We start from the raw sequence: 24880 nt of genomic DNA, 5'->3' as shown, positions 1-24880 counted from the left end.
CCCCCCCCCCCCCCCGCCGCGTTGTCAGTGGGCCGTGCGACGATTCTTTTCGGCAGCGGCCTCGGGGAGCTAGCTCCAGCGGCCCGTGCGCCCCAGCAGCAGGGCCGCCGCCGCCGTGCCCGCGGTGGAGGTGCGCAGGACGGTCGTACCCAGGCGGTACGGCTTGGCGCCGGCCTCGGCGAAGACGGCGAGCTCCTCCGGGGAGACGCCCCCCTCGGGACCGACGACGAGCACGATGCGGCCGGTGGTGGGGAGTTCGGCGGTGGCCAGCGGAGTGCTGCCCTCCTCGTGGAGGACGGCCGCGAAGTCGGCGTCGGCCAGCAGCGCGGCAACCTGCTTCGTCGTCAGCGGGTCGGCGACCTCGGGGAAGGTCAGCCGACGGGACTGCTTGCCCGCCTCACGGGCCGTGGCGCGCCATTTGCCCAGCGACTTGGCGGCCCGCTCGCCCTTCCACTGGGTGACGCAACGCGCCGCCGGCCAGGGCACGATGGCGTCCACACCGGTCTCGGTCATCGTCTCGACGGCCAGCTCGCCGCGGTCGCCCTTGGGGAGCGCCTGGACGACGGTGATGACCGGGTCCGGCGGGTCGTCCGTGCGCAGCTCCGCGACGGCGACGACGAGCGTGTCCTTGCCCTCGACGGAGGCGACCGTGCCGTAGGCCCCGGTCCCGTGACCGTCCGTCAGTACGACCTCCTCGCCGGCCCGCAGCCGCCGCACCGACACCGCGTGCCGACCCTCGGGGCCGTCCAGGGTCAGCGTGCCGCCGGCGCGTGCCTGCGCGAGCGAGTCGACGAGGAAGACGGGCGCGGTCATGACGCCCCGCCGGCGCCGGGGAGGGCCAACGCCGCCCGTGCCGCGTCGATTTCGGCCGCCAGGACCTCGACGAGCTGCCCGGCCGGCAGCTCCCTGGCCAGCCGGTGCCCCTGCCCCGCCCACAGGTTCATGGCCTGCGCGTCGCCCGCCTTGGCCGCGGCCTTGCGCACGGTGGAGGTGAGGTAGTGGACGGCGGGGTAGGCGGCCGGGGCGTACGGGCCGTGTTCGCGCAGGAAGCGGTTCACCAGCCCGCGGGCCGGGCGTCCGGAGAACGCCCGGGTCAACTCCGTATGCGTGAACAGGGGGTTGTTCAGCGCCTGCTTGTGCAGCGGGTTGGCGCCCGACTCCGGGGTGGCGAGGAACGCCGTCCCCAGCTGCGCCATCGTCGCCCCGGCGGCCAGTACGGCGGCGATCTGCGCCCCGCGCATCAGCCCGCCCGCGGCGATCACCGGGATCTGCACGGCCTCGCGGACCTGGCCGAGCAGCGCCAGCAGCCCCAGCCCCGCACCGGTCCCGTCCGCGTGCGGATCGTCCCGGTGGGTGCCCTGGTGGCCGCCGGCCTCCACGCCCTGCACACACACCGCGTCCGCGCCCGACCACTGCGCGGCCTGCGCCTCGGCCGCCGTGGTGGCCGTCACGACGGTGTACGTACCGACCTTGGCGAAGGAGTCGAGGACGGCGCGCGAGGGGCAGCCGAAGGTGAAGGACACCAGCGGCACCGGGTCCTCCCGCAGTATCGCGAGCTTGGCCTCGTAGCCGTCGTCGCTGGGCCCGTCGGTCTCGCCGAGTTCGGTCTCGTACCAGGCGGCCTCGCCCGCGAGCTGCTCGCGGTAGACCTCGACGGCGGCGGTGTCGGCCAGGGACGGCTGCGGCATGAAGAGATTGACGCCGAAGGGCCGGTCGGTCAGCGACCGCAGCTGTTTGATCTCCTGGTACATGCCGTCGGCGGTCTTGTAGCCGGCGGCGAGGAAGCCGAGACCGCCGGCGCCGCAGACGGCGGCGGCCAGCTCGGGTCCGGAGCCGCCTCCCGCCATCGGCGCCTGCACGATCGGATGGCGGCAGAGATCGGTCAGTGCGGTGGACATGAGCACATCGTGTCACGGGAAACGCCGAGCCCCCGCATCAGGGGCTCGGCGCAGGTACGCGCCTGGGCGCGCCGGCTCGGGCCGTGGCCTACCGCCCGTTGAACGCGTCCTTCAGCCGCGAGAACAACCCCTGCTGCCCCGGCTGGAACTGGCCCGTGGGCCGCTCCTCGCCGCGCAGCTTGGCGAGCCGCCGCAGCAGCTCCTCCTGCTCGGGATCGAGCTTGGTCGGGGTCTGCACCTCGACATGGACGATGAGATCGCCGCGGCCGTTGCCCCGCAGATGCGTCACCCCGCGCTGGTGCAGCGGAATCGACTGCCCGGACTGGGTGCCCGGCCGCACATCGATCTCCTCCACCCCGTCCAGCGTCTCCAGCGGGCACTTCGTGCCCAGCGCCGCCGCCGTCATCGGGATGGTGACCGTGCAGTGCAGATCGTCGCCGCGCCGCTGGAAGACCGGGTGCGGCAGCTCGTGGATCTCGACGTAGAGGTCACCGGCGGGTCCGCCGCCGGGGCCGACCTCGCCCTCGCCCGCGAGCTGGATCCGGGTGCCGTTGTCGACACCGGCCGGGATCTTGACGGTCAGCGTGCGGCGGGAGCGGATCCGCCCGTCGCCCGCGCACTCGGGGCACGGCGTCGGCACGACCGTGCCGAAGCCCTGGCACTGCGGGCACGGCCGCGACGTCATGACCTGGCCGAGGAAGGACCGGGTGACCTGCGAGACCTCACCGCGGCCGCGGCACATGTCACAGGTCTGCGCCGAGGTCCCCGGCGCCGCGCCCTCACCGGTGCACGTCGTGCAGACCACGGCGGTGTCGACCTGGATGTCCTTGGTCGTACCGAAGGCCGCCTCGTTCAGCTCGACGTCGAGCCGGATCATGGCGTCCTGGCCGCGGCGGGTGCGCGAGCGCGGTCCGCGCTGCGAGGCCGTGCCGAAGAAGGCGTCCATGATGTCGGAGAAGTTGCCGAAGCCCGCGCCGAAGCCGCCCGCGCCGCCACCGGCTCCGCCCGACTGCGACAGCGGGTCCCCGCCGAGGTCGTAGACCTGCTTCTTCTGCGGATCCGACAGGACCTCGTAAGCGGCGTTGATCTCCTTGAACCGCTCCTGGGTCTTGGGGTCCGGGTTCACGTCCGGGTGCAGCTCGCGCGCCAGCCGGCGGAACGCCTTCTTGATCTCGTCCTGCGAGGCATCGCGCCGTACGCCCAGGACCGCGTAGTAATCCGTGGCCACTTACGACTCCGCCAGGATCTGTCCGACGTAACGTGCCACTGCGCGTACCGCTCCCATCGTTCCGGGGTAGTCCATGCGGGTCGGTCCGACCACGCCGAGTTTGGCGACTGCCTCGTCGCCCGAACCGTAGCCGACCGTGACGACCGATGTGGACGTCAGGCCTTCGTGGGCATTCTCATGCCCGATACGTACGGTCATGCCCGAGTCCTTGGCCTCGCCGAGGAGCTTGAGCAGCACCACATGCTCCTCAAGGGCCTCCAGCACCGGACGGATGGTCAGGGGGAAGTCGTGCCCGAAGCGCGTGAGATTGGCGGTGCCGCCGATCATCAGCCGCTCTTCGGTCTCCTCCACCAAAGTCTCCAGCAACACCGACAGCACTGTCGAGACCGTGCCGCGGTCGTCCTGTTCGAAGGACTCCGGGAGATCCTGCACCAACTGGGGCACATCCGTGAAACGGCGTCCCACGACCCGGCTGTTGAGCCGCGCCCGCAGGTCCGCCAGCGAGGTCTCGGCGAACGGCGTCTGGCAGTCGATGAGCCGCTGCTCGACCCGCCCGGTGTCCGTGATCAGTACGAGCATCAACCGGGCCGGTGCCAGTGCCAGCAGCTCGACGTGCCGGACCGTGGACCGCGTCAGCGACGGGTACTGCACGACCGCGACCTGCCGGGTCAGCTGAGCCAGCAGCCGTACCGTGCGTCCCACCACGTCGTCGAGGTCGACGGCACCGTCCAGGAAGTTCTGGATCGCCCGCCGCTCCGGGCTGGACAGCGGCTTGACGCCGGCCAGCTTGTCGACGAAGAGGCGGTAGCCCTTGTCGGTCGGGATCCGCCCCGCGCTCGTGTGCGGCTGGGCGATGAAACCCTCGTCCTCCAGGGCTGCCATGTCGTTGCGGACGGTGGCCGGGGAGACCCCCAGCTGATGCCGCTCGGTGAGCGCCTTGGAGCCGACCGGCTCCTCCGTCCCGACATAGTCCTGGACGATGGCGCGCAGCACTTCGAGCCTGCGTTCACTGAGCATCCCGCGCACCTCCAGTCCGGCCGTCCGCCGTTTCGTTACTCCTGGCACTCACGCAAGCCGAGTGCCAGACCCGGAGCCAGTGTACGGCCGGGTAGCACGGCCACGGCAAGGGCGACCTTGCGCGGCGCCCGCCCGATGACCGTGTTCGGCCGATCCGCCGGGCAACGCTATCGCGATGGAGCTAGCGTCTCGGTATGGGCACTGCTTGGGAAGAGGCCGGGTGGGAACAGCTCGGTGACGGTGTCGCCAGGCGCCGGATGCCGGGCTGGGACGAGACGATCGGCGTGATCACCGGCTCGGCCGGCGTCATGATCGTGGACACCGGTGCGAGCATCCGCGACGGCGCGGATCTGCGCCGGGCGATCCGTGGCGTGCTGGGTCGGGAAGTGACGCATGTCGCGCTCACCCATCCGCATTTCGATCATGTGCTGGGCACCGCCGCCTTCGCCGGCGTCGAGGTGTTCGGCGCGGCCGGCCTGGGCGAGCTGCTCCGGCGCGGCAAGGACGAGCTGCGGCACGACGCGATGCGCCACGGCGTCTCGCGGGACGCCGCCGCGGAGGCCGCCGATCTGCTGGTCGCCCCGCACCACCATGTGCACGGCCAGCTGACCGTCGATCTCGGCGACCGGCAGGTGCTGCTCGCCAACGTCGGTCCCGGCCACACCGCCCACGACCTGGCGGTCCTGGTGCCCGGCCGGCACGGCGCCGCCGAGATCGTCTTCTGCGGCGACCTGGTCGAGGAGTCCGGCGAACCGCAGGCCGGCCCGGACGCGCTGCCCCAGCAGTGGCCCGCTGCCCTGGACCGCCTGCTGGCCCTCGGCGGCGAGGACGCGGTGTACGTCCCCGGTCACGGCGCCGTGGTGGACGCCGCCTTCGTCCGCGCCCAGCGCGACGCCCTGGCCGCCCTCTTCGGCGTCCCGCCGTCCTGAGCGCCGGCCCCTCCCCGACCGGGGCCTGTCGTGACTGATCGGGTCCCGCCGCGGTCAGGTCCCGCCGTCATCGGGTCCCGCCGCCGGGAACTCGTACTAGAACAGGCCCATGCAGAGCAAGCGCTACAGCCCCGACCTGACCCCGTCCTGGAAGAAGCAGCGCCCCGCGCCCGAGGTGCCGGCCGACCCCGATCTGGTCGTCGAGGAGGTCACCACGGGCTTCTGCGGCGCCGTGATCCGCTGCGAGAAGACCGCCGAGGGGCCGACGGTCACCCTGGAGGACCGCTTCGGCAAGCACCGCGTCTTCCCCATGACCCCGCGCGGCTTCCTGCTGGAGGGCAAGGTCGTCACCCTCGTGCGCCCGCAGCACCGGCCGGCGCCGGACGGTCCCGCCCGTACGGCTTCCGGGTCACTCGCCGTCCCCGGCGCCCGCGCCCGGGTCGCACGCGCCGGGCGCATTTACGTGGAGGGCCGGCACGACGCCGAACTGGTCGAGCGGGTCTGGGGTGACGACCTGCGCATCGAGGGCGTCGTCGTGGAGTACCTGGAGGGCGTCGACGACCTCCCGGCGATCGTCCGCGGCTTCTCCCCCGGCCCGGACGCCCGGCTGGGGGTGCTGGTGGACCACCTCGTCCCCGGTTCGAAGGAGTCCCGGATCGCGGCCGAGGTGACGGGCGAGCACGTGCTCGTCGTGGGCCACCCGTACATCGACGTGTGGGAGGCGGTGAAGCCGTCGTCGGTGGGCATCGCGGCGTGGCCCGCCGTCCCGCACGGCCAGGACTGGAAGACCGGGGTGTGCCGGGCGCTGGGCTGGCCGCAGAACACGGGGGCGGCGTGGCAGCGCATCCTGTCCTGCGTACGGTCCTACAAGGACCTGGAGCCGCAACTCCTCGGGCGGGTCGAGGAGTTGATCGACTTCGTCACGGTCGGCGGGGACGGGTGACGCGGGGGGAGGGGTGACGCGGGTGGGGACGGGTGACGCGGGTGGGGACGGGGCGCGGGTCCGCCGGAGCGGGGGTGCGGCTCGCCGTGGGATCACTCAGCCGGGTGATCAGTCCACCAGGTCCCGCACCACCGCGTCGGCCAGCAGCCGTCCCCGCAGGGTCAGCACGGCCCGCCCCGCCTCGTAGGGCGCCGGCTCCAGCAGCCCGTCGGCCAGCGCCCGCGCCGCCGCACGCGCCCCCGCAGGGGCGAGGATGCCGAGCGGGCAGCCGTCCGACAGCCGCAGCTCCAGCAGGATGCGTTCGACGCGGCGGTCCTCGTCGGCCAGCACCTCGCGCCCCGCGCCCGGGGAGCGGCCCTCGGCCAGGGCCTGGGCGTAGGCACCCGGATGCTTGACGTTCCACCAGCGGACGCCGCCGACGTGGCTGTGGGCGCCGGGGCCGGCGCCCCACCAGTCGGCGCCGGTCCAGTACAGCTCGTTGTGGCGGCAGCGGGCGGCCTCGGTGGTGGCCCAGTTGGAGACCTCGTACCAGGTGAAACCGGCGGCGGAGAGCTTCTCCTCGGCCATCAGGTAGCGGTCGGCGTGGACGTCGTCGTCGGTCATCGGGACCTCGCCGCGGCGGATCCGTCGGGCCAGCTGGGTGCCCTCCTCAACGATCAGGGCGTAGGCGGAGATGTGGTCGGGGCCGGCGCCCAGGGCGGCGTCGAGGGACGCCCGCCAGTCGTCGTCGGTCTCACCGGGGGTGCCGTAGATCAGGTCGAGGTTGACGTGCGCGAAGCCGGCCGCGCGGGCCTCGGCGACGCAGGCCTCGGGGCGGCCGGGGGTGTGCGTGCGGTCGAGGATCTTCAGGACGTGCTGCCGGGCGCTCTGCATGCCGAAGGAGACGCGGTTGAAGCCGCCCGCGCGCAGCTCGGCGAGGTAGCGGGCGTCGACGGACTCGGGGTTGGCCTCGGTGGTGATCTCGGCGTCCGGCGCGAGGCCGAATTCGTCGCGGATGGCCGCCAGCATGCGGGCGAGGTCGGCGGCGGGCAGGAGGGTGGGTGTGCCGCCGCCCACGAAGACCGTCTCGACCGGGCGCGGGTCGTCGCCCAGCACCTTGCGGGCCAGGCGGATCTCCGCGACGACGGTGTCGGCGTAGTTGTCGCGGGAGGCCAGGGCGCCGCCGGAGCCGCGCAGCTCGCTCGCGGTGTAGGTGTTGAAGTCGCAGTAGCCGCAGCGGGTCGCGCAGTACGGCACATGCAGATAGAAGCCGAGGGGCCGCCCGGCCGCCCCCGCCAGGGCATGACGGGGCAGCGCCCCGTGCTCGGGCATCGGCTCACCATCAGGCAGTGCGGAAGGCATGGGAACCATTGTCCGTCATACGACACGGAGCACGGTTCACCTGGCGGGACGCCTGGCAGGACGCCCGGCAGGGCGCCCGGCAGGTCGCCTGGCAGGAGGCCTGGCAGGAGGCCCGGCAGCCTGGCGGAACGCCTTACGGTGCCTGTGCGGGGTCCCGGTCGGGGGTCCCGGTCGGGGGTCCCGGTGAACGTCCCGGGGGCCTGCTGCCCGGAGGGCGGACATCGCTCTGCTGCCCTCCTGCGCCTCCGCCCGCCCTTCGGCTCCCCGCGCACCCGCTCCGGCGGCCCCAGGCCCGACGCCCGCGGGAATAGCCTCCCCGCCCACCCCGTTGTGGCCCCGCAGGGGGCCCAGGCATCCCCTACGGGATCTGTTCGCACCAGCCCTACGGGAAGCGCCCCGCGCTCCGGATGCCGCCCCGCCCTACGGCGGACCGCTCGCCGCCTGGAGGACCAGGAGGGCCAGGTCGTCGTCGGGCGGGGTCGGGTCGAAGGCGTGGACCGTGTTGCGGATGTGGTCGGCCAGGGCGGTGGCGCCGAGGCCTGCGCCGGCGGCGAGGGCCGTGGCCAGGCCGTCCTCGTCGTCGAAGAGCCGGCGCCCGGAGCGGCGCTCGGTGACCCCGTCGGTGACGCACAGCAGCGTCTCGCCGGGGCAGAGGTCAAACGATTCGCTGACGTATGCGGCGTCCTCGACCACCCCGAGCAGCATCTGCGGTGCCGCGACGACCCGGACCGCGCCGTCCGCGCCCAGCACCAGCGGCAGCGGGTGGCCGGCGCTGGCGAGGGTGCAGCGGGCGCCTCCCGAGCCACCGGGGTACGGGACGATCTCGCCGTAGAGGAGCGACAGGAAGCGGGCCTGTTCGCCCTCCTCGCGGATCTCCACCGGCGCCTCCGCCCCGGCGCCGGCCGCCGCCACCGCCGCCGCGACCGCCGCCACCGAGTCCGCCGCCTCCCTGGCCATGGTCTTGTTGAGCCGGTCGAGCACCTCCGCCACGCCGAAGCCGTCACGGGCCAGCAGCCGCAGCACCGGCCGGGCGAGCCCGGTCACCGCGGCCGCCTCGGGCCCGCTGCCGCAGACGTCGCCGAGCGCGAAGCACCAGCGGCCGTCCCCGGCGTCGAAGAGGTCCCAGAAGTCGCCGCCCGCCCAGGCGCCCTCGCGCGGCTCGTAGACCACCGCCGACTCCACGCCGGGCACCTGCGCCCGCCCCCGGGGCAGCAGCCGGCGCTGCAGCACCTGGCTGATGCGCTCCTGGCGGCTGTACGCGCGTGCCGTGGCCACCGCGCGGGCGACCCGCCGGGCCAGGTCCTCGATCAGGACGACGACCTCGTCGGGGATGCGCGGCAGTCCGCCCCGGCCGAGCAGCAGCGTGCCGAGGCGGCGGCCGCCGGCGACCAGCGGGCAGGCCAGCGCCGCGCCGCCCGGCTCCGCGCCCCCCGGTTCGTCCGGCCAGGGCCAGGGGACCGCGGCGGGCGCGCGGCCCGGCGAGGCGGCGCCGGGTACTTCCGGCGGCTGTTTCTCCAGTGCCGTGCGCAGCGAGTCGACCCGGCTCTCGCTGGTGTGCCAGACACGGGCGAGCCGCTGCTCCTCGCCGCTCGCCGCGATGCCCCGGCCGGGCGCGCCGCCGTCGCCGTCGTAGAGCCAGACGGCGCACCAGTCGGCGAGCCTCGGCACGATCAGCTGGGCGGCGAGTGCCGCGACCTGATCGGCGTCGAGCTGGCCGGAGAGCAGGTCGGAGGCCTCGGCGAGGAACGACAGGGCGCCGGTCTCGACCCGGTCGGCGTCCAGCTCGCGGCGGGCGGCGCGGCGCGGTGCGGGGGCGAGGAGTTCGGCGGCCCGCAGTTCGCGCTGCAGCAGCTGATCGGCGTAGGCGATCTCCGGCTCGGGCCGTGCGCCGGCGTCCGGCGCGTCCACCGGCAGGCGGAACCATACGGTCTTCATCGCCCGGCGGTAAGTGATGCCCCAGGATTCGGCGACCGCGCTGATCAGCTGCAGTCCGTGGCCGCCGCTTTCGGAGCCGTCACCGTCGGCGGCGGCGCCGTCGACCAGGCAGCCGCCGGACAGGGAGCCGTCGGACAGGGAGCCGTCGGATACGGGGCTGCCGGACGCGGTGCGTTGCGCACGAGCGCGGATCGGCTGTGCCGGATGGTGGTCGGAGACCTCGATGATGACGCCGAGGAGGGGAGCCGGGTCGGCCTCGTCGTCCCGCTCGCCCGCCGCCTCCAGTCGGCAGCGCAGCTCGACGGTGGTGCCCGCGTGCACCACCGCGTTCGTCACCAACTCGCTGACCAGCAGGACCGCTTCGTCCGCGAGCCGATCGGTGAGCCCCTCCGTGCCGGGCAGCCGCTGGGCGGCCCAGTCGGCGAAGGCGGCCCGGACGAACTGCCGGGCGGCGGCAGCGGCCTGCGGGTCCCCCGGCAGGCTGGCCCGCAGCGAGCGGGCGGCGGGTCCGGCCGCGGATGGGCCGCCGGCCCCTTCCGTCGTCGCGCGCGTCGCCGTGACGTCGTCGTCCCGTGGAGACGAAGTGGTCGTCCGCATTGAGCAACTCCCGAGCAGCTCCGCTACAGCGCCGGATGCGCCACCGACAGAGTGACAGAACGAGCGCACCCATAAGCACTGAGTCACGGAAGTGGGTGGTCACAGCGGTCAATTCGGCTGACGCGCCGGGGGAGTTGGCCGACGCGCCAAGTGCGGCCCGGGGAACCTCGGCATGCGAGGCGGTATGACTCGGCGTGCGAGGCGGTATGACTCGGCGTGCGAGGCGGTATGGGGCGGGCTTCCTGGAGGGAGGGGCAGTACGGGGAGCGCGATACGGGGGCCGCGATACAGGGATCGCAATACGGGGGGCAGTATGGGGAACGGGCCCGCGCAGTCCGGCCCGTTCCCCATACCGCCCCCGCGTCCCCTACGCCTCCCGTGCCCCCGCGTACATCTCCTCCAGCAGGTCCTTGAACGTCCGCTCCACCACCGGCCGCTTGACCTTGAGGCTGGGGGTCACCTCGCCGTGCTCGATGTCCAGGTCGCGCGGCAGCAGCCGGAACTTGCGGATCTGCTGCCAGCGCTGGAGCCCCTCGTTGACCCGCTCGACGTAGCCGTCGACCAGCTCGCGGACCTGGTCGGTGGCGACGACCTCGGCGTACGACTTGCCGGCCAGGCCGTGCTCCTTGGCCCAGCCCATGATCGTCGGCTCGTCGAGGGCGATCAGCGCGGTGCAGAAGTTCCGGTTGGCGCCGTGCACCAGCACGTTGGAGACGAACGGACAGACCGCCTTGAACTGGCCCTCCACCTCGGCCGGTGCGATGTACTTGCCGCCCGAGGTCTTGATGAGGTCCTTCTTGCGGTCGGTGATCCGCAGATAGCCGTCGGCCGACAGCTCGCCGATGTCGCCGGTGTGGAACCAGCCGTCCTCCTCCAGGACCTCGGCGGTCTTGTCCGGCAGGCCGTGGTAGCCCTGCATGATGCCGGGGCCGCGCAGCAGGATCTCGCCGTCCTCGGCGATCCGGACCTCGGTGCCGGGCAGCGGCTTGCCGACCGTGCCGGTGCGGTAGGCCTCGCCGGGGTTGACGAAGCTGGCGGCGCTGGACTCCGTCAGACCGTAGCCCTCCAGGATGTGGATGCCGGCGCCGGAGAAGAAGTAGCCGATCTCCGGGGAGAGCGCGGCGGAGCCGGAGACCGCGGCGCGCAGCCGCCCGCCGAAGGCGTCGCGCAGCTTGGCGAAGACGAGGGTGTCGGCGACCTTGTGCTTGACGCCGAGCGCGAACGGCACCGAGGCGTTGCCGGTGCGCTGGAAGTTGTCCTGCGAGGCCTTGGCGTACTCGCGGGCCACCTCGGCGGCCCACTGGAAGATCTTGTACTTGGCGCCGCCGCCCGCCCGGGCCTTGGCCGCGACTCCGTTGTAGACCTTCTCGAAGATCCGCGGTACGGCCGCCATGTACGTCGGCTGCACCACCGGCAGATTCTCGATGATCTTGTCGACCCGGCCGTCCACGGCGATCACATGCCCGAGCGCGATCTGCCCGGCGGTCAGCACCTTGCCGAAGACATGCGCCAGCGGCAGCCAGAGGTACTGCACGTCCTCCTCGGTGACCAGCCCGGTCGCCTGGATCGCGCGGGCCATGTACGACCAGCAGTCGTGCGGCAGCCGTACGCCCTTGGGGCGGCCGGTGGTGCCGGAGGTGTAGATCAGCGTCGCCAGCTGGTCGGCGCGCAGCGCGGCGACCCGCTCCTTGACGCACTCGGGGTGCTTCTCCAGGTACGCGGCGCCGCGTTTCTCCAGCTCGGCGAGGCTGAGCACCCAGTCCTCGGGGTCGTCGTCCGCGGGCTCGACGCCCTTGTCGTCGATGACGACGACGTGCGCCAGGTCGGGCAGCTCCGCGCGCCGCTCACGCGCCTTGGCGAGCTGTCCGGCGTCCTCCGCGATCAGCACCCGGCTGCCGGAGTCGGCGAGGATGTACCCGGTCTCCTCGGCGTTGGTGCTCGGGTAGACCGTGGTGGTCGCGGCGCCGGAGCAGAGCACACCGAGGTCGGCGAGGATCCATTCGACGCGGGTGTTGGCGGCCAGCGCCACCCGCTCCTCGGGCCGTACGCCCAGTGCGATCAGCCCGGCGGCCACGGCGTAGACCCGGTCGGCGGCCTCGGCCCAGCTGATGGCCTTCCAGTCGTCCGGACCCTGGCCCGAGGCGGGCGGGACCGGATACCGATAGGCCTCGATATCGGGCGTGGCCGCGACCCGTTCCAGGAAGAGGTTCGCCACCGAAGGCGGCCGGTTTTCGATCAGCGTGTAGGTGTCCGTCACGGCGTCCTCCGGGGCCCGCTTCGTTGCTGGTGACTCGCGAGTAACCTTGAGCGTGATCAGAGTAGAGCGCGTCGGGCCGCCGCGTAAGGGCCTGAGACCGACTCGTTCACGATGTGACCAGTGCGATAGGTGTACGTAGCACGCTCATCGCCCGATATGCGAGCCGGGCCGGTCACCGCCCACGAGACCACAGCAGGCGACAGCGGTCACGCCGCGGCGGAACGGCGCGCTCCGCATTCATCCCGATGCACGTTCCGACGCCCGGTGTGCGCCCGCACGCCCCGGTACGTGTTCAGCAGCCCGGTCCGCGTTCAGGCACCCGTACGCCGCACGCGCCCCGGAAGAGTGCGTATGCGGTCCAGACGGAGGCCGCACGGGGACCGGAAGACGAGGACAGGGCGCCGGCCCCATCCGGGGGGCCGACGCCCTGTCCTCGCTCTTGCCGCCTACTTCTACTTCTCGCTGCCGCTACTTCTTCTCGCTGCCGCTACTTCTTCTCGCTGCTGCTTCCTGCCGCTACTTCTTCTTCTCGCCGTCGGAGTCCGAGGACAGCACCGCGATGAAGGCCTCCTGCGGGACCTCCACGCTGCCGACCATCTTCATCCGCTTCTTGCCTTCCTTCTGCTTCTCCAGCAGCTTCCGCTTACGGGAGATGTCACCGCCGTAGCACTTGGCGAGGACGTCCTTGCGGATGGCGCGGACCGTCTCACGGGCGATGACACGGGAGCCGATGGCGGCCTGGATCGGCACCTCGAAGCCCTGCCGCGGGATCAGCTCGCGCAGCTTGGCCACCAGCCGCACGCCGTACGCGTACGCCTTGTCCTTGTGCGTGATCGCGGAGAAGGCGTCGACCTTGTCGCCGTGCAGCAGGATGTCGACCTTGACCAGGTCGGAGATCTGCTCACCGGTGGGCTCGTAGTCCAGCGAGGCATAGCCGCGGGTCTTGGACTTGAGCTGGTCGAAGAAGTCGAAGACGACCTCCGCCAGCGGGAGGGTGTAGCGGATCTCGACACGGTCCTCGGAGAGGTAGTCCATGCCGAGCAGGGTGCCGCGGCGGGTCTGGCACAGCTCCATGATCGCGCCGATGAACTCGCTGGGCGCCAGGATCGTGGCCCGTACGACCGGCTCGTGCACCTCGTCGATCTTGCCGACCGGGAACTCGCTGGGGTTGGTGACCTCGTGCTCGGCGCCGTCCTCCATGATCACGCGGTAGATCACGTTGGGGGCGGTGGCGATCAGGTCGAGGCCGAACTCGCGCTCCAGGCGCTCGCGGACGACCTCCAGGTGCAGCAGGCCCAGGAAGCCGACGCGGAAACCGAAGCCCAGGGCGGCCGAGGTCTCCGGCTCGTAGACCAGCGCGGCGTCGTTGAGCTGGAGCTTGTCCAGGGCCTCGCGCAGCTCCGGGTAGTCCGAGCCGTCCAGCGGGTACAGACCCGAGAAGACCATGGGCTTGGGGTCCTTGTAGCCGCCCAGCGGCTCCGTGGCGCCCTTGGTGAGCTGGGTGATGGTGTCGCCGACCTTGGACTGGCGGACGTCCTTCACACCGGTGATCAGATAGCCGACCTCGCCGACGGAGAGGCCGTCGGCGGCCGTCATCTCCGGGGAGTTCGTGCCGATCTCCAGCAGCTCGTGGGCCGCGCCGGTCGACATCATCTTGATGCGCTCGCGCTTGTTGAGCGTGCCGTCGACGACCTTCACATACGTCACGACGCCGCGGTAGGAGTCGTAGACCGAGTCGAAGATCATCGCGCGGGCCGGGGCGTCCTTGGTGCCGACCGGGGCCGGGACCTCGCGGACGACCTTGTCCAGCAGCTCGGGCACGCCCACGCCGGTCTTGGCGGAGACCCGCAGCACGTCGGACGGGTCGCAGCCCACGAGGTTCGCCAGCTCCAGGGCGAACTTCTCGGGCTGGGCGGCCGGCAGGTCGATCTTGTTGAGGACCGGGATGATCGTGAGGTCGTTCTCCATCGCCAGGTAGAGGTTGGCGAGGGTCTGGGCCTCGATGCCCTGGGCGGCGTCCACCAGGAGGATGCAGGCCTCGCACGCGGCCAGCGAGCGGGAGACCTCGTAGGTGAAGTCGACGTGACCAGGGGTGTCGATCATGTTGAGGATGTGGGTCGGGCCACCTTCCTCGTCGGTGCGGGCCCAGGGCAGTCGGACCGCCTGGGACTTGATCGTGATGCCGCGCTCGCGCTCGATGTCCATGCGGTCGAGGTACTGCGCGCGCATCTGCCGCTGGTCGACGACGCCGGTGATCTGGAGCATCCGGTCGGCGAGGGTCGACTTGCCGTGGTCGATGTGCGCGATGATGCAGAAGTTACGGATGAGAGCCGGGTCGGTACGGCTCGGCTCCGGCACGTTCGTAGGGGTCGCGGGCACGCAGGGTCCATTCAGTGAACGCGGGTAGGCGGGACTCGGTTATGTGACGTCTCCCCCATGGTCCCATGAGCGGCGGGGTCGGTCGGGTTTGGGCGGGGTGCCGGTCGTACCGGGTCGGTCGCGGGGCTGTGCGGGGGCTCGTGCGGAGGGCTCCACGGGGGCCGGGTGGGGGCTCGTACGGGCAGGGCCTCACGGGGCCGGGCGGGGGATCGTACGGAGGCCGATGCGGAAGCGTGGGCCGGCCGCTCCGGCGGGGGCCTCGGCGGCTCCGACGGGGGACTCGGCCGCTCCGGCGGGGGCCTCGGCCGCGCCCTGCGAGGGCTCCCGACCCCACTGCGGGCCCGGTTTGGGGCGCTGTGGACCCTGCTGGTAGCCTGGTCCACTGCGCTTCGTGCCCTCTCTCGTGCGTGGCGCAACTCGAAACTCCAACGAACCTGAAAAGGCTCTTTCGTGGCGAACATCAAGTCCCAGATGAAGCGGATCAAGACCAACGAGAAGGCTCGTCAGCGCAACAAGGCTGTCAAGTCCGCTCTGAAGACCTCGATCCGTCGCACCCGCGAGGCCATTGAGGCCGGTGACCTGCAGAAGGCCACCACCGCCCAGGCCGAGGCTGCCAAGAAGCTCGACAAGGCCGTCAGCAAGGGTGTCATCCACAAGAACGCCGCCGCCAACAAGAAGTCGGCGCTGGCGAAGAAGGTCGCGGCCCTCAAGGGCTGACCTTCCCCCCGGAAGAAGATCGCCGGCCTGTCCAAGGCCCTGATCTTCCTCCACCCGCAGCACCAGCTGCACGCAGCATCCCTGCCGACAGGGACCCAGCGGCCCCTCTCTCCGCTCCCTGGTCGGTGCACCACCGCGCCGCACACGGCCTGCGTTCGCCACGCGGGTGCGGCGCACCCGGCTCGCCCGGCGGCCACCACCGCCGACGAAGCCGCAGTCGCTTGACGCGAAGGCCCCGCCACTCCCCTTCCCCGGGGTGGGCGGGGCCTTTCGTCGTACCTGCGCCCCTCACGCGCTTGAGCCTGCGCCCTTCACGCACTTGAATCTGCGCCTTTCGCGCGCTCATGCTTGCGCCTTCGCCCGCTGTGCGTGCGCCCTTCGGCTCTGCCTGCGTCCGTTCCTTCCTCCACTTACGTCTTACGTCCGTTCCTTCACTTACGTCCGTTCCTTCCTGCGCTTAAGTCCGTTCCTTGCTCGCTCGCACCTGCCCTTCCTCAGGCCACGGTCCCCCGTTCCGGCCGCCGCGGCGATGGACGTAGATGCGGTCGTATATTCGGTTCAGCTGTCAGTGGGGTCCGCTACGCTGCGGCCATGTCCATCTCGGGGGATCCGAACAATCCCTACGCCCAGCCGCAGCCCAACCCCTACGGCCAGGTGCCGGCGGCGCAGAACCCGGTGCCGCCCCAGCAGAATCCCTACACCCAGCAGGCCCCGCCGGCGCAGCCCCCGGGCGTCGGCTACGGCTATCCGGCACCCGGCGTGCCCGCCGCCCCCACAGGGGCACCCGGTGATTCCGGCGGCTCCGGCCGCGGCGGCTCCGGTTGGCTCTGGGCGATCGGCGGTGCGGTCGCCGCGTCCGCGATCTGGGGGTCGCTGCTGTTCGCCACCGGCGGCTTCTCCTCCGAGCCCAGCCCCGACCTCGCGGGCTACGGCTACACCAGCGATCTGTGCGCGGCCACCTCGATGACCCCGTTCGAGAACGCCGACTTCGAGACCAAGAAGAACACCGGCTCAACCTCGAAGGACGCAAACCCGCAGCACAGCGGCGCGCAGCAGAAGTCGCTGGACACGATGTGGTGCAACGTTTCGCTGCAGCGGAAGAACGCCGGCAGCTCCGACTACTCCTCGACCTGGCTGTACAACACCGCCACCCTGCACAAGAAGACCGACCCCGCGCCGGAGTTCGCCGACGGCTACCGCTCGTACGAGAAGCAGGAGACCTCGGTCGGCTACAAGGTCGAGTCCGTTGCGGGCCTCGGCGACGAGGCGTATCTGGTGACCAGGAACGACGAGGGCGGCAGCAGCACCAGCTCCTATGTGATCCTCGGCGTCCGGGACGGCTGGATGACCTACCAGTCGACGTGGTCGAGCTACGCATCGAGCAGCAGCTCCAGCAAGCCGCCCAGCTCCTCCGAGGTCGCGACCATGCTGAAGACCAGCGCGACGGAGACCCTCAAGCGACTGCAGAACTCAGGATCGCGGTAGTCCCCAACGGCCACGGAAACGGCAACGGGCCCGGCGGCGGACCCGGCAACGGACCCGGCGGCGGACCCGGCGGCGGCAAGGGGCACGGCGACGGCAGCGGCGCGCGGGGGGGCTGCGTGTCACCGCACCCCACACACACGCCCATACGTCAGCACGTCACGCCGCCGTCGTACGTCCTCGGCTCCCGCGCATCACCGCGACCGCGCCGCGCGGGCCACCGCGACGATGGCCTTCTCCAGGGCGTACGCCGGATCGTCCCCGCCGCCCTTCACTCCCGCGTCGGCCGCCGCCACCGCCCGCAGCGCCGTGGCCACGCCGTCCGCCGACCAGCCGCGCATCTGCTGCCGCACCCGGTCGATCTTCCATGGCGGCATGCCCAGGTCACGGGCGAGGTCACCGGGGCGTGCGCCGCGCGGGGCGGAGGCCAGCTTGCCGATGGCCCGGACGCCCTGGGCGAGCGCGCTGGTGATCATGACGGGGGCGACGCCGGTCGCCAGCGACCAACGCAGCGCCTCCAGCGCCTCCGCCGCCCGCCCCTCGACGGCACGGTCCGCGACGGTGAAGCTCGACGCTTCGGCCCGGCCCGTGTAGTAACGCCCGACGACGGCCTCGTCGATGGTGCCCTCGACATCGGCCGCCAGCTGCGAACAGGCCGACGCCAGCTCACGCAGATCGCTGCCGATCGCATCGACCAGCGACTGGCAGGCCTCCGGCGTCGCCGACCGCCCGGCCGTGCGGAACTCGCTCCGCACGAACGCCAGCCGGTCGGCGGGCTTGGTCATCTTGGGGCAGGCCACCTCGCGCGCCCCGGCCTTACGAGCGGCGTCCAGCAGGCCCTTGCCCTTGGCGCCGCCGGCATGGAGCAGGACGAGCGTGATCTCCTCGGCGGGCGAGCCCAGATACGCCTTGACGTCCTTGATGGTGTCCGCGGACAGGTCCTGGGCGGCCCGCACCACCACGACCTTGCGCTCCGCGAAGAGCGAGGGGCTGGTCAGCTCGGCGAGGGTGCCGGGCTGCAGCTGATCGGGGGTGAGGTCGCGTACGTCGGTGTCCGCGTCGGCCGCCCGCGCGGCCGCCACCACCTGCTGTACCGCGCGGTCCAGCAGCAGGTCTTCCTGGCCCACCGCGATCGTGACGGGAGCGAGGGGGTCATCGTGAGCTGTCTTCCTGGCCATCGCGGTCCAGCATCCCACGCCCCACTGACAACGCCGCCCGGACGGTTCCCCGGTCCACCGATGCCCGATCCACCGATGCATCGATGCACTGGCCCACCGATGCCCCCGCCCGCCGGAGCCACCGGCCTCCTGCCGGACAATGGCCGAGTGAACGACAACGCCCGCGCCGCACGCCATGTCCTCGTCCTGCCCGACCGCGACGCCGCCGAGGAGGTGGCCGAGGCCCTGGCCGACCGCTTCGGCGTCACCGAGGAACCGCAGCTCGTACGGGACGCGCTGGCCGGTGAGGACGACGCCGAGGACGCCCAGTGGCTGGTGGTGGTCGAAGACCCGGACGCCACCCACGACCCGGCGCGGCTGGACGGCCTCGCGGCGGAGTACGAGGGCTGGCTGGAGACCGAGTAGCACCGGCGGGCACGGGGCCCATGCCCTCGCCTGCGCACGGGCCCCCGCCCTTGCCTGTGTCTGTGCCCTTGCCTCTGCCCTTGCCTCTGCCTTTACCTATGGCTATGGCTGGGTGCCCGCACCGGGCACCCGCACCTTGGCCACCACGGGCTCCCGCTCCAGAACGATCCCGAAGTGCTCCCGATAGGCGGCGAGGACCTCACCCTCTTCCACCTGTCGCTCCTCGCGCGCACCGTCCGCCCCAGTGATCACGAGCGTACGGCCGGAGAGCGTCACCCGGCCGGTCTCGGACAGCCGTGAACACACCAGGGACTGTGTGAAGTGCGACTTCGGCGAGGTCTGATGCCACCAGCAGCCGACCTCGAACTCCGCGTACGCACGCGGACGCTGCTCAAGCCGGTACTGGGGCCTGCCGTCCCGCAGTACGTCGAGGTCCCCCTCCGCCGTCTCCTCGATCCGGAACACACCGGCGGGATCGCTCTGCTCGGCACGGCTGTCCCAGCGCAGCGGGAGGTGGCTGTTGCGGCCGAAGCCGACGTCCGCGAGCCATGGCCCGCTGGGTGTCTGGACGCGCAGCGCGAGATGGTCGTACGGAATCCCGGGCCCGTCGGGACCGAACACCCGGGCCGCGAGCAACTCGACGTCGTAGCCGAGGGCCCGCAGCAGCATCGCGAAGGCGCCGTTGAGCTCGTAGCAGAAGCCGCCGCGCCGGGCGCCGACGATCTTGTCCAGCAGTGGCTGCTCCGCGAGCACGATCTCCTCGCCGAGGTGGACGGAGAGGTTCTCGAAGGGGACGGTGCGCAAGTGCCCGAGGTGCAGGGCGCGCAGCGCGTCGGCGTCGGGGGCCGCGGGCCGTACGACCCCGATACGGTCCAGGTAGGCGTCGACGGCAGTGGTGTCCATCAGGTGTGCGTCCTCTCCGTAGCGAACCAGCGGCGGGTCTGCTCCACCGCGGAAGCGGGGGTCCCCGCAGCGAGATCGGCGATGGTCTGCGCCGCCAGCTCACGCCGCCAGGCCAGTTCGGCCTTGCGCATCGCCGTGGAGATTCCGCACGGCCGGCCGAACTCCCGGCCGGGGTGCTCGGCACCGGCCCCCTGCCGGCGGATCTCCTGACAGCGGAAAGCGTCTTCGGTGCCCTCGATCGCCGCGACCACGTCCATCAGCGTGATCCGCTCCGGCGCCCGCGCCAACTGGAAGCCACCCCGGGCCCCGGGCGTGGACGTCAGGATCCCGGCCCGCACCAGGGCCTGCAGCCGCTTGTTCAAGTAAGCCGCCGGCAACGCGAACGAGGCAGCCAACCGAGCCGTGGAGACCGGCCCTTCCCCCTCCAGCCAGGCCAGCGTCACACAGCAGTGCAGGCCCCACTCGACGCCTTCGCCCATCCTCATAACCTGGAGTCTACATATCCTGTTTCCGCCGAGCGCCCTGATTTATTCGACGCACGGGCCCTACGGAATCGCCTGGTGAGTCGGGACGAGGAACAGAGTCCGGTCCAGGAGAGGGCGCTTCCAGAGGGGCTCCTTCACCAAGACGAAAGGACGACGGATGAACCTCTGGTGACGGGCTGCCGAAGAGGTCTCGGGGTGTGGTGGGGGTCCTTAAAGTTTTGACATCCCGTCGTCCGATCATCTGTGCGAGGTTGCCGTGGCTCTGCCGGACACCGAGACGATCCTCACCGCGGCCGGGCTCGTGGCGACGGCCGTGGTGTGGGCCGTGGAACGGTTTCTGCCGGGCCGCAAGCGGATCGGCTATCGGGTCCAGATGGACACCGCGATCGGTATGAATCCCCAAGACGCGCACAGCCTCGTGCAGTTGCGGCTGCTGCGGCAGGATCAGGAGATCAGCGACGCGACGCTGGCGCTGCTGCGGTTCGAGAACGACGGCGGCAAGGACATCGTCCGGCAGGACTATCAGGAGGCGCTGACCGTCGAGTTCGCCGGACGCACCGTCATCGGCGCCGAGGTGCCGGACGCCAACCCGACGGACCTGGTGCGCATGCTGACCCGCAACGGCGGTGGGCTCCGGCACGACGGCGGCCGACTGTTCATCCCCAAGGTGCCGCTGAACAAGCGGAACCACTTCAAGCTGCTGGTGCTCCTCACGGGCTCCGATACGGACCAGGGCCCCGAGGGCGGACGCGCCGGCAGCGCGACCGGGGCCGTGACCGTCGGCGGATTCATCAGCGGCGGACGGATCCGGCGCAACGCCCAGCGCTGGGGGCCGCGCAAGCTCAGCCTCGCACTGGGTGGCACCTTCATCGTCCTGCTGGGACTGCTCGGCGGGCTGCTGCTCAGCGGCCGGGTGACGCCGGTGCCCGGCGAATGCGCCGCCGGGCGGCTGACCGTCGACGGGTCCACCGCGTTCGCCCCGCCGATGCGGGAGATCGCCCGGCAGTATCGGGCCCGGTGTGCGGCCGCCGACGTCACGGTCCTGGAGAGCGGCAGCCTGTCCGGCCTGGGCAACCTCAGCCGGGAGGCCGGGCCCGCGTCCACCGAGGGCCCCGGTTTCATCGCCGTGTCGGATGTGCCGGCGCCGTCCCTCTACCGACGGCTGGAGGGCGACCCGGTGGGCGTCATCGTGCTCAGCCTCGTAGCCAACGACAAGGCCGGCGTCGACGGTCTCACCTCCGCCCAGGTGCGGAAGATATACGACGGGACATACACCAACTGGAAGCAGCTGAACGGGCACGACCTGCCGATCCGCCTCGTCAGCCGCGACGCCGGGTCGGGCACCCGCCGGGCCTTCGAGACGTCCGTTCTGCGCCGTTCGGAGCCGGGCGTGGTGTCGTCCTACGACTGCGGCGACAAGGACCGCGACGAACGAGCGCGCCTGACGCGCTGCGAGGTGAACAGCACCAAGAGCCTGCTGGACGCGGTCGACCGGGTGCCGGGGGCGATCGGTTACGCGGAGGTCTACGCGGCGGCGCAGCGGCACCACGTGGTCAGTGTGCGGCTGAACGGGAACGAACCGGACATCGAGTGGGGACGGCAACGCGACTACCCCTTCTGGACGGTGGAGTACCTCTACACCTACGGGCGGCCCGAAGACGGCTCGCTGACCGCGAAGTTCCTGGCCTTCATGGACTCCGACACGGCGAAGAACATCATGCGGATGTATAAGCACGTGCCCTGCGCCGACCGGCAGAGCCTGCCGGTCGCCGTATGCCGGCCGTGAGGGGGCGGCTGGCGGGGTCCCCGGGACCGGCGACCGTGGCCGAGAGCCCGGCCGGACCGCCCAGGACCGCGATCGCACCGTCGGTGTCCGTGCGCAGCACCCGGGCGCCCTGGGCACGCAGCGCCGCGATGGTCCGGTACGCCGGATGTCCGTACGGATTGCCGGCCCCGCAGGAGATCAGCGCCAGGCGCGGCGCCAGCCGGTGTATCAGCGGCGGGTCCTGATAGGCGGAGCCGTGGTGCGCCACCTTCAGGACGTCGACGGCCCCCAGCTCGGGGTGGGCCGCAAGCAACGCCTGCTGAGCGGGCGGTTCGAGATCGCCGAGCAGCAGCAGGGTCATTCCTGCCGTGCGGACGAGGAGGGTGACACTGGAGTCGTTGGGGCTGTCGGCGCCGTCGCGGCTGCCGGTGGCAAGGGGGCCGCCGGGCCCCGGTGCGGCCGGCGGAGCGGGAGGCCACAGGACTTCCCAGGTGAGGGGGCCCAGGCGACGCCGCTCCCCCGGTGCGGCGAGGACGACCGGGATACCGGCGGCCGCAGCCGTGCCGCGTACGAACCGGGCCTGCCCCGGCGGCTGTTGGAGCGTCGTGGTCTCGATGGCGCCGACCGAACGGCCGCGGAGCGCGCCGGGGAGCCCGTCCACGTGATCGGCGTGGAAGTGGGTGAGGACGAGGAGCGGGATGCGGCGGATGCCCAGCTCGGTGAGGCAGCGGTCGATGGCGCGCGGCTCGGGACCGGTGTCCACCACCAGCGCCGTGCCCTCCCCCGCTGCCAGCACCAGTCCGTCGCCCTGCCCCACGTCGCAGACCACGGCACGCCACCCGGGTGGCGGCCAGCCCGTGATGACGCGGGTCAGCGGGGCGGGCCGGCAGACCGCCAGGATCACGGCCAGCGCGCACAGCACGCACATCCAGGGGCGGCGCAGCGTCCGGCGGCCGACCGCCACCAGAGCCGCAATCACGACCGCGAGCACCAGCCCGCCCACCCAGCCGCCGGCCCAGCCGAACTCGGCTCCCGGCAGCGCCGCCCCCGTACGGGCCACACCGGCGATCCACTCGGCCGGCCAGCCCGCGCACCACGCCAGGGCCTGGGCGACCGGCGGCGCAACCGGGGCGGCGGCGAGGGCGGCGAAGCCGAGAACCGTGGTGGGGGCCACCGCCAGCTCGGCCAGCAGATTGCAGGGCACGGCGACCAGGCCCACACGGGCCGCGAGCACGGCGACGACGGGGGCGCAGAGGGCCTGGGCGGCGGCCGCGGCGGCGATCACCTCGGCCAGCCGGGGCGGTACCCGGCGCCGCTGCAGAGCCGCGCTCCAGCGTGGCGCGAGCAGCAGCAGCGCGCCGGTGGCCAGGACGGAGAGCAGAAAGCCGTAACTTCGGGCGAGCCAGGGGTCGTAGAGGACCAGCAGCAGCACCGCGGCGGCGAGTGCGGGCAGCAGCGAGCGGCGGCGTCCGGTGCCGATCGCCAGCAGCGTGATCAGGCCGCAGGCGGCGGCCCGCAGCACGCTCGGGTCCGGGCGGCACACGACGACGAAGCCGAGCGCGAGGGCCCCGCCGATGACGGCCGTCCCACGGAGCGACAGGCCGAGGAGCGGCGCCAGCCCACGCCGCTCGGCACGCGTGGCCAGATGCGGCGGGCCGATCAGCAGGGCGAGCACGATCGTCAGATTGCTGCCGGAGACGGCCAGCAGATGCGTCAGGTCGGTCGCGCGGAAGGCGTCGTCCAGGTCCGGTGGCACGCGTGAGGTGTCGCCCACGACCAGACCGGGCAACAGCGCCCGGGCATCAGGCCGCAGACCGTTGGTGGCGTCCCGGAGCCCCGCGCGCAGGCTTCCCGCCAGCCGCTGAAGGGTGCTGGGAGCGCGGACTTCGGCCGGCGGCGCGTCCGCGGCGACCCGCAGGACGGCTGCCAGGCGGTCGTTCGACGACAGCGGCGGTACGGCGCGGGCCACGACCCGGATACGGGTCGACGGCAGCAGCCCGCGCCATGCCGAGGTCAGCCCATGGCGCCCCTGCGCGCGCGGAGCCATCACCGGCTCGCCCGCAGCGGCGGAAGCTGACGGGCGGGCGTCGGCGGAATCCCGCACGGCGGCGCCACCCGGGTGCTCCGCCCCGTCCCGCAGGCCACCCTCGTCGTCGCCGCGGGGCTGCACCACTACCAGGGTCGGCGTGCGGACGGCCGTGATCTCGCCGCCCGGCGCGGTGACGCGGACGGCATCGGCCGTGAACACCACTGCCGAGGGCGTCCGTTGGGATCCGCGTACCCGAGGCCTGGTCAGCCGGGGGTCGCCGGTCACCTCCAGCTCCGCGGTGACCCACGCGTACCGCCCCGCCAGGACGGGCAGCGGCCCACGCCGGACATCCGCTGCATGCAGCGCCGCGGACGCCGCACCCGCGGCGGCACACAGCAGCACCGCGGCCAGTGCCACAAAGGCACCCGCGGACCACTTGCGGGGAGGACGGGGGCGGGGCGGCTGCGCTTCGCTCGGGCCGGTGCCGGGCCGTGGCCGTAGTCGCAGTCGTAGTCGTAGTCGTGACCCATCACGCGGCGGTCCGTCACGTCCCGGCTCGCCCCTCCGCGCCTCAGAAGCTGACGCACCAGGGGTTGATGCTTCGGGGGCTGACGGGTCAGGGGACAGCGCCTCACAGGCTGGTGGAAGGTCTGGTGGCTCAGGGTGTGGTGGCTCAGGGGCTCGCGTCTCAGGGGCTCGTACCTCAGGCGTTCGTGCCTCAGGATGTGGTGCCTCTGGATCTGGCGTCCCGAGTTCCGCAGTCGCGACCCCAGGCAAGCCACCGGCCCCGGGCTCACGCTCCGTCCGGCGCCGGCCCACGGCCACCCGTAACGCGACCGCTGCGAGAACCACGGCCGCACCGCAGACCACGGCCACCGAAGCACCGGGCACACCCAGGGCGATCGCCGCAGCCGCCCAGGCCGCCAGTGCGGGCGCGACCAGGCGCAGATCGGCCGGGCCGTCCTGATGAGGGTCCGAGGCGCCGCGCACGGAAGCCGCCATGGCGTGCACCGGGGGCCGCGGGCTGGTCACGGCGCCACCAGCGGGCGGAGGTCGGCGAAGCGGCGCTCTCCGATACCGGTCACCTGGCGGAGCTGATCCACCGAGGTGAACCCGCCGTGCTGGGTGCGGAACTCGACGATGTGGCGGGCCAGGACGGGCCCCACCCCTGGCAGTGCGTCGAGCTGCTGCTCGGTCGCCGTACTGAGGCTCACCGGCCCGCTCGGCCCGCTGGGCCCGGCTCCGACACCCGATGCCCCACCGGTCCCCGCCGCGGGGGGGGCGCCCCCCCCCCCCCCCCCGCCCCCCCCCCCCCCCCCCCCCCCCCCCCCCCCCCCCCCCCCCCCCCCCCGCCCCCCCCCGCGGGGGGAGATAAAAAAAAGACGGGGCCGC

General features: G+C 72.4%; 19 protein-coding genes (1 of these 19 only partly in view). 6 read left to right on the top strand and 13 right to left on the bottom strand.

Translation table 11 applies throughout. From position 1 onward, the window contains the following. Positions 1–69 precede the first annotated feature (69 nt). The 4 genes from ACFWZH_RS07950 to hrcA all read right to left on the bottom strand — a co-directional run bounded on the left by ACFWZH_RS07950 (position 70) and on the right by hrcA (position 4143). Positions 70–813: a 16S rRNA (uracil(1498)-N(3))-methyltransferase gene (locus ACFWZH_RS07950; RefSeq protein ID WP_384426870.1), complete on the bottom strand. Its 744-nt coding sequence runs from the start codon at positions 811–813 to the stop codon at positions 70–72. Further along, positions 810–1898 (bottom strand): nitronate monooxygenase, encoded by a 1089-nt coding sequence (locus ACFWZH_RS07945; RefSeq protein WP_384426868.1) that lies wholly within the window; start codon positions 1896–1898, stop codon positions 810–812. The genes ACFWZH_RS07950 and ACFWZH_RS07945 overlap by 4 nt, the downstream gene beginning before the upstream one ends. An 88-nt stretch (positions 1899–1986) precedes the next feature. Further along, complete coding sequence (gene dnaJ, locus ACFWZH_RS07940) at positions 1987–3126, bottom strand: molecular chaperone DnaJ (RefSeq protein ID WP_384426866.1); 1140 nt, start codon at positions 3124–3126, stop codon at positions 1987–1989. Next, positions 3127–4143 carry a heat-inducible transcriptional repressor HrcA gene (gene hrcA / locus ACFWZH_RS07935; protein WP_384426864.1) on the bottom strand — a complete coding sequence of 339 codons (1017 nt, stop codon included), beginning with the start codon at positions 4141–4143 and terminating at the stop codon, positions 3127–3129. It lies immediately after the preceding gene. 194 nt (positions 4144–4337) lie between these two features. On the opposite strand from hrcA, the gene ACFWZH_RS07930 reads away from it, so the two are divergent. After that, entirely contained in the window at positions 4338–5072 is a 735-nt protein-coding gene (locus tag ACFWZH_RS07930; RefSeq protein WP_384426863.1) for an MBL fold metallo-hydrolase, read from the top strand. Positions 5073–5181: 109 nt separating this feature from the next. Next, on the top strand, positions 5182–6015 hold the full coding sequence (locus ACFWZH_RS07925) for a DUF3097 domain-containing protein (protein ID WP_384426861.1): 834 nt from the start codon (positions 5182–5184) through the stop codon (positions 6013–6015). Positions 6016–6123: 108 nt separating this feature from the next. Here the strand turns inward: ACFWZH_RS07925 and hemW are convergent, their stop codons facing one another. The 4 genes from hemW to lepA all read right to left on the bottom strand — a co-directional run bounded on the left by hemW (position 6124) and on the right by lepA (position 14524). After that, the gene (gene hemW, locus ACFWZH_RS07920) at positions 6124–7356 is read right to left on the bottom strand and encodes a radical SAM family heme chaperone HemW (RefSeq protein ID WP_384426859.1); all 1233 of its coding nucleotides are present in this window, start codon (positions 7354–7356) and stop codon (positions 6124–6126) included. Between the two features lie 420 nt (positions 7357–7776). Further along, positions 7777–9888 (bottom strand): SpoIIE family protein phosphatase, encoded by a 2112-nt coding sequence (locus ACFWZH_RS07915; protein ID WP_384426857.1) that lies wholly within the window; start codon positions 9886–9888, stop codon positions 7777–7779. A gap of 367 nt (positions 9889–10255) precedes the next feature. Beyond that, positions 10256–12145 carry an AMP-dependent synthetase/ligase gene (locus ACFWZH_RS07910; protein WP_384426856.1) on the bottom strand — a complete coding sequence of 630 codons (1890 nt, stop codon included), beginning with the start codon at positions 12143–12145 and terminating at the stop codon, positions 10256–10258. A 516-nt stretch (positions 12146–12661) separates the two neighbouring features. Then, positions 12662–14524 carry a translation elongation factor 4 gene (gene lepA, locus ACFWZH_RS07905; protein WP_384426854.1) on the bottom strand — a complete coding sequence of 621 codons (1863 nt, stop codon included), beginning with the start codon at positions 14522–14524 and terminating at the stop codon, positions 12662–12664. Between the two features lie 450 nt (positions 14525–14974). Between lepA and rpsT the strand changes: the two genes are divergently transcribed. Both rpsT and ACFWZH_RS07895 read left to right on the top strand, forming a co-directional pair. Further along, positions 14975–15241 (top strand): 30S ribosomal protein S20, encoded by a 267-nt coding sequence (gene rpsT / locus ACFWZH_RS07900; RefSeq protein ID WP_384426852.1) that lies wholly within the window; start codon positions 14975–14977, stop codon positions 15239–15241. A gap of 591 nt (positions 15242–15832) precedes the next feature. Further along, positions 15833–16726, top strand: a complete 894-nt coding sequence (locus ACFWZH_RS07895) for a hypothetical protein (protein WP_384426850.1) — start codon at positions 15833–15835, stop codon at positions 16724–16726. 191 nt (positions 16727–16917) lie between these two features. Here ACFWZH_RS07895 and holA read toward each other — a convergent pair whose 3' ends face one another. Continuing rightward, positions 16918–17901, bottom strand: a complete 984-nt coding sequence (gene holA / locus ACFWZH_RS07890) for a DNA polymerase III subunit delta (protein WP_384426848.1) — start codon at positions 17899–17901, stop codon at positions 16918–16920. A 129-nt stretch (positions 17902–18030) separates the two neighbouring features. On the opposite strand from holA, the gene ACFWZH_RS07885 reads away from it, so the two are divergent. Beyond that, positions 18031–18306: a hypothetical protein gene (locus tag ACFWZH_RS07885; RefSeq protein WP_384427318.1), complete on the top strand. Its 276-nt coding sequence runs from the start codon at positions 18031–18033 to the stop codon at positions 18304–18306. Positions 18307–18408: 102 nt separating this feature from the next. Here the strand turns inward: ACFWZH_RS07885 and ACFWZH_RS07880 are convergent, their stop codons facing one another. Together ACFWZH_RS07880 and ACFWZH_RS07875 are read right to left on the bottom strand one after the other, a co-directional pair. Next, complete coding sequence (locus ACFWZH_RS07880) at positions 18409–19209, bottom strand: arylamine N-acetyltransferase (RefSeq protein ID WP_384426847.1); 801 nt, start codon at positions 19207–19209, stop codon at positions 18409–18411. Next, positions 19209–19694 (bottom strand): RrF2 family transcriptional regulator, encoded by a 486-nt coding sequence (locus ACFWZH_RS07875; RefSeq protein ID WP_384426845.1) that lies wholly within the window; start codon positions 19692–19694, stop codon positions 19209–19211. The genes ACFWZH_RS07880 and ACFWZH_RS07875 overlap by 1 nt, the downstream gene beginning before the upstream one ends. 256 nt (positions 19695–19950) lie before the next feature. Here ACFWZH_RS07875 and ACFWZH_RS07870 point away from each other — a divergent pair, with 256 nt between their 5' ends. Beyond that, positions 19951–21480 carry a PstS family phosphate ABC transporter substrate-binding protein gene (locus tag ACFWZH_RS07870; RefSeq protein WP_384426843.1) on the top strand — a complete coding sequence of 510 codons (1530 nt, stop codon included), beginning with the start codon at positions 19951–19953 and terminating at the stop codon, positions 21478–21480. Here the strand turns inward: ACFWZH_RS07870 and ACFWZH_RS07865 are convergent. Together ACFWZH_RS07865 and ACFWZH_RS07860 are read right to left on the bottom strand one after the other, a co-directional pair. Then, on the bottom strand, positions 21410–23905 hold the full coding sequence (locus ACFWZH_RS07865) for a ComEC/Rec2 family competence protein (RefSeq protein WP_384426841.1): 2496 nt from the start codon (positions 23903–23905) through the stop codon (positions 21410–21412). The genes ACFWZH_RS07870 and ACFWZH_RS07865 overlap by 71 nt on opposite strands. Positions 23906–24516: 611 nt before the next feature. After that, a protein-coding gene (locus ACFWZH_RS07860) for a helix-hairpin-helix domain-containing protein (protein ID WP_384426840.1) crosses the window boundary here: on the bottom strand, positions 24517–24880 show its 3' end. 623 nt of this gene lie beyond the right edge of the window; 364 of the gene's 987 nt are visible here — the last part of the coding sequence; its start codon lies off the right edge, out of view — the gene reads right to left on this strand; the stop codon is at positions 24517–24519.

The organism is Streptomyces sp. NPDC059008 (genome assembly GCF_042749045.1).
Classification (GTDB): domain Bacteria; phylum Actinomycetota; class Actinomycetes; order Streptomycetales; family Streptomycetaceae; genus Streptomyces.
The sequence above is the reverse complement of the archived record's forward strand: the minus strand, read 5'-3'. Positions and strand labels throughout refer to the sequence as shown.

Bases quoted from the DNA above. Each gene is read 5' to 3' on its own strand.
- ACFWZH_RS07875 (WP_384426845.1), bottom strand. From the start codon at position 19,694: ATGAGGATGGGCGAAGGCGTCGAGTGGGGCCTGCACTGCTGTGTGACG.
- ACFWZH_RS07945 (WP_384426868.1), bottom strand. From the start codon at position 1,898: ATGTCCACCGCACTGACCGATCTCTGCCGCCATCCGATCGTGCAGGCG.
- ACFWZH_RS07925 (WP_384426861.1), top strand. From the start codon at position 5,182: ATGCAGAGCAAGCGCTACAGCCCCGACCTGACCCCGTCCTGGAAGAAG.
- ACFWZH_RS07895 (WP_384426850.1), top strand. From the start codon at position 15,833: ATGTCCATCTCGGGGGATCCGAACAATCCCTACGCCCAGCCGCAGCCC.
- ACFWZH_RS07930 (WP_384426863.1), top strand. From the start codon at position 4,338: ATGGGCACTGCTTGGGAAGAGGCCGGGTGGGAACAGCTCGGTGACGGT.
- hemW (WP_384426859.1), bottom strand. From the start codon at position 7,356: ATGCCTTCCGCACTGCCTGATGGTGAGCCGATGCCCGAGCACGGGGCG.
- ACFWZH_RS07880 (WP_384426847.1), bottom strand. From the start codon at position 19,209: ATGGACACCACTGCCGTCGACGCCTACCTGGACCGTATCGGGGTCGTA.
- hrcA (WP_384426864.1), bottom strand. From the start codon at position 4,143: ATGCTCAGTGAACGCAGGCTCGAAGTGCTGCGCGCCATCGTCCAGGAC.
- ACFWZH_RS07915 (WP_384426857.1), bottom strand. From the start codon at position 9,888: ATGCGGACGACCACTTCGTCTCCACGGGACGACGACGTCACGGCGACG.
- holA (WP_384426848.1), bottom strand. From the start codon at position 17,901: ATGGCCAGGAAGACAGCTCACGATGACCCCCTCGCTCCCGTCACGATC.
- ACFWZH_RS07950 (WP_384426870.1), bottom strand. From the start codon at position 813: ATGACCGCGCCCGTCTTCCTCGTCGACTCGCTCGCGCAGGCACGCGCC.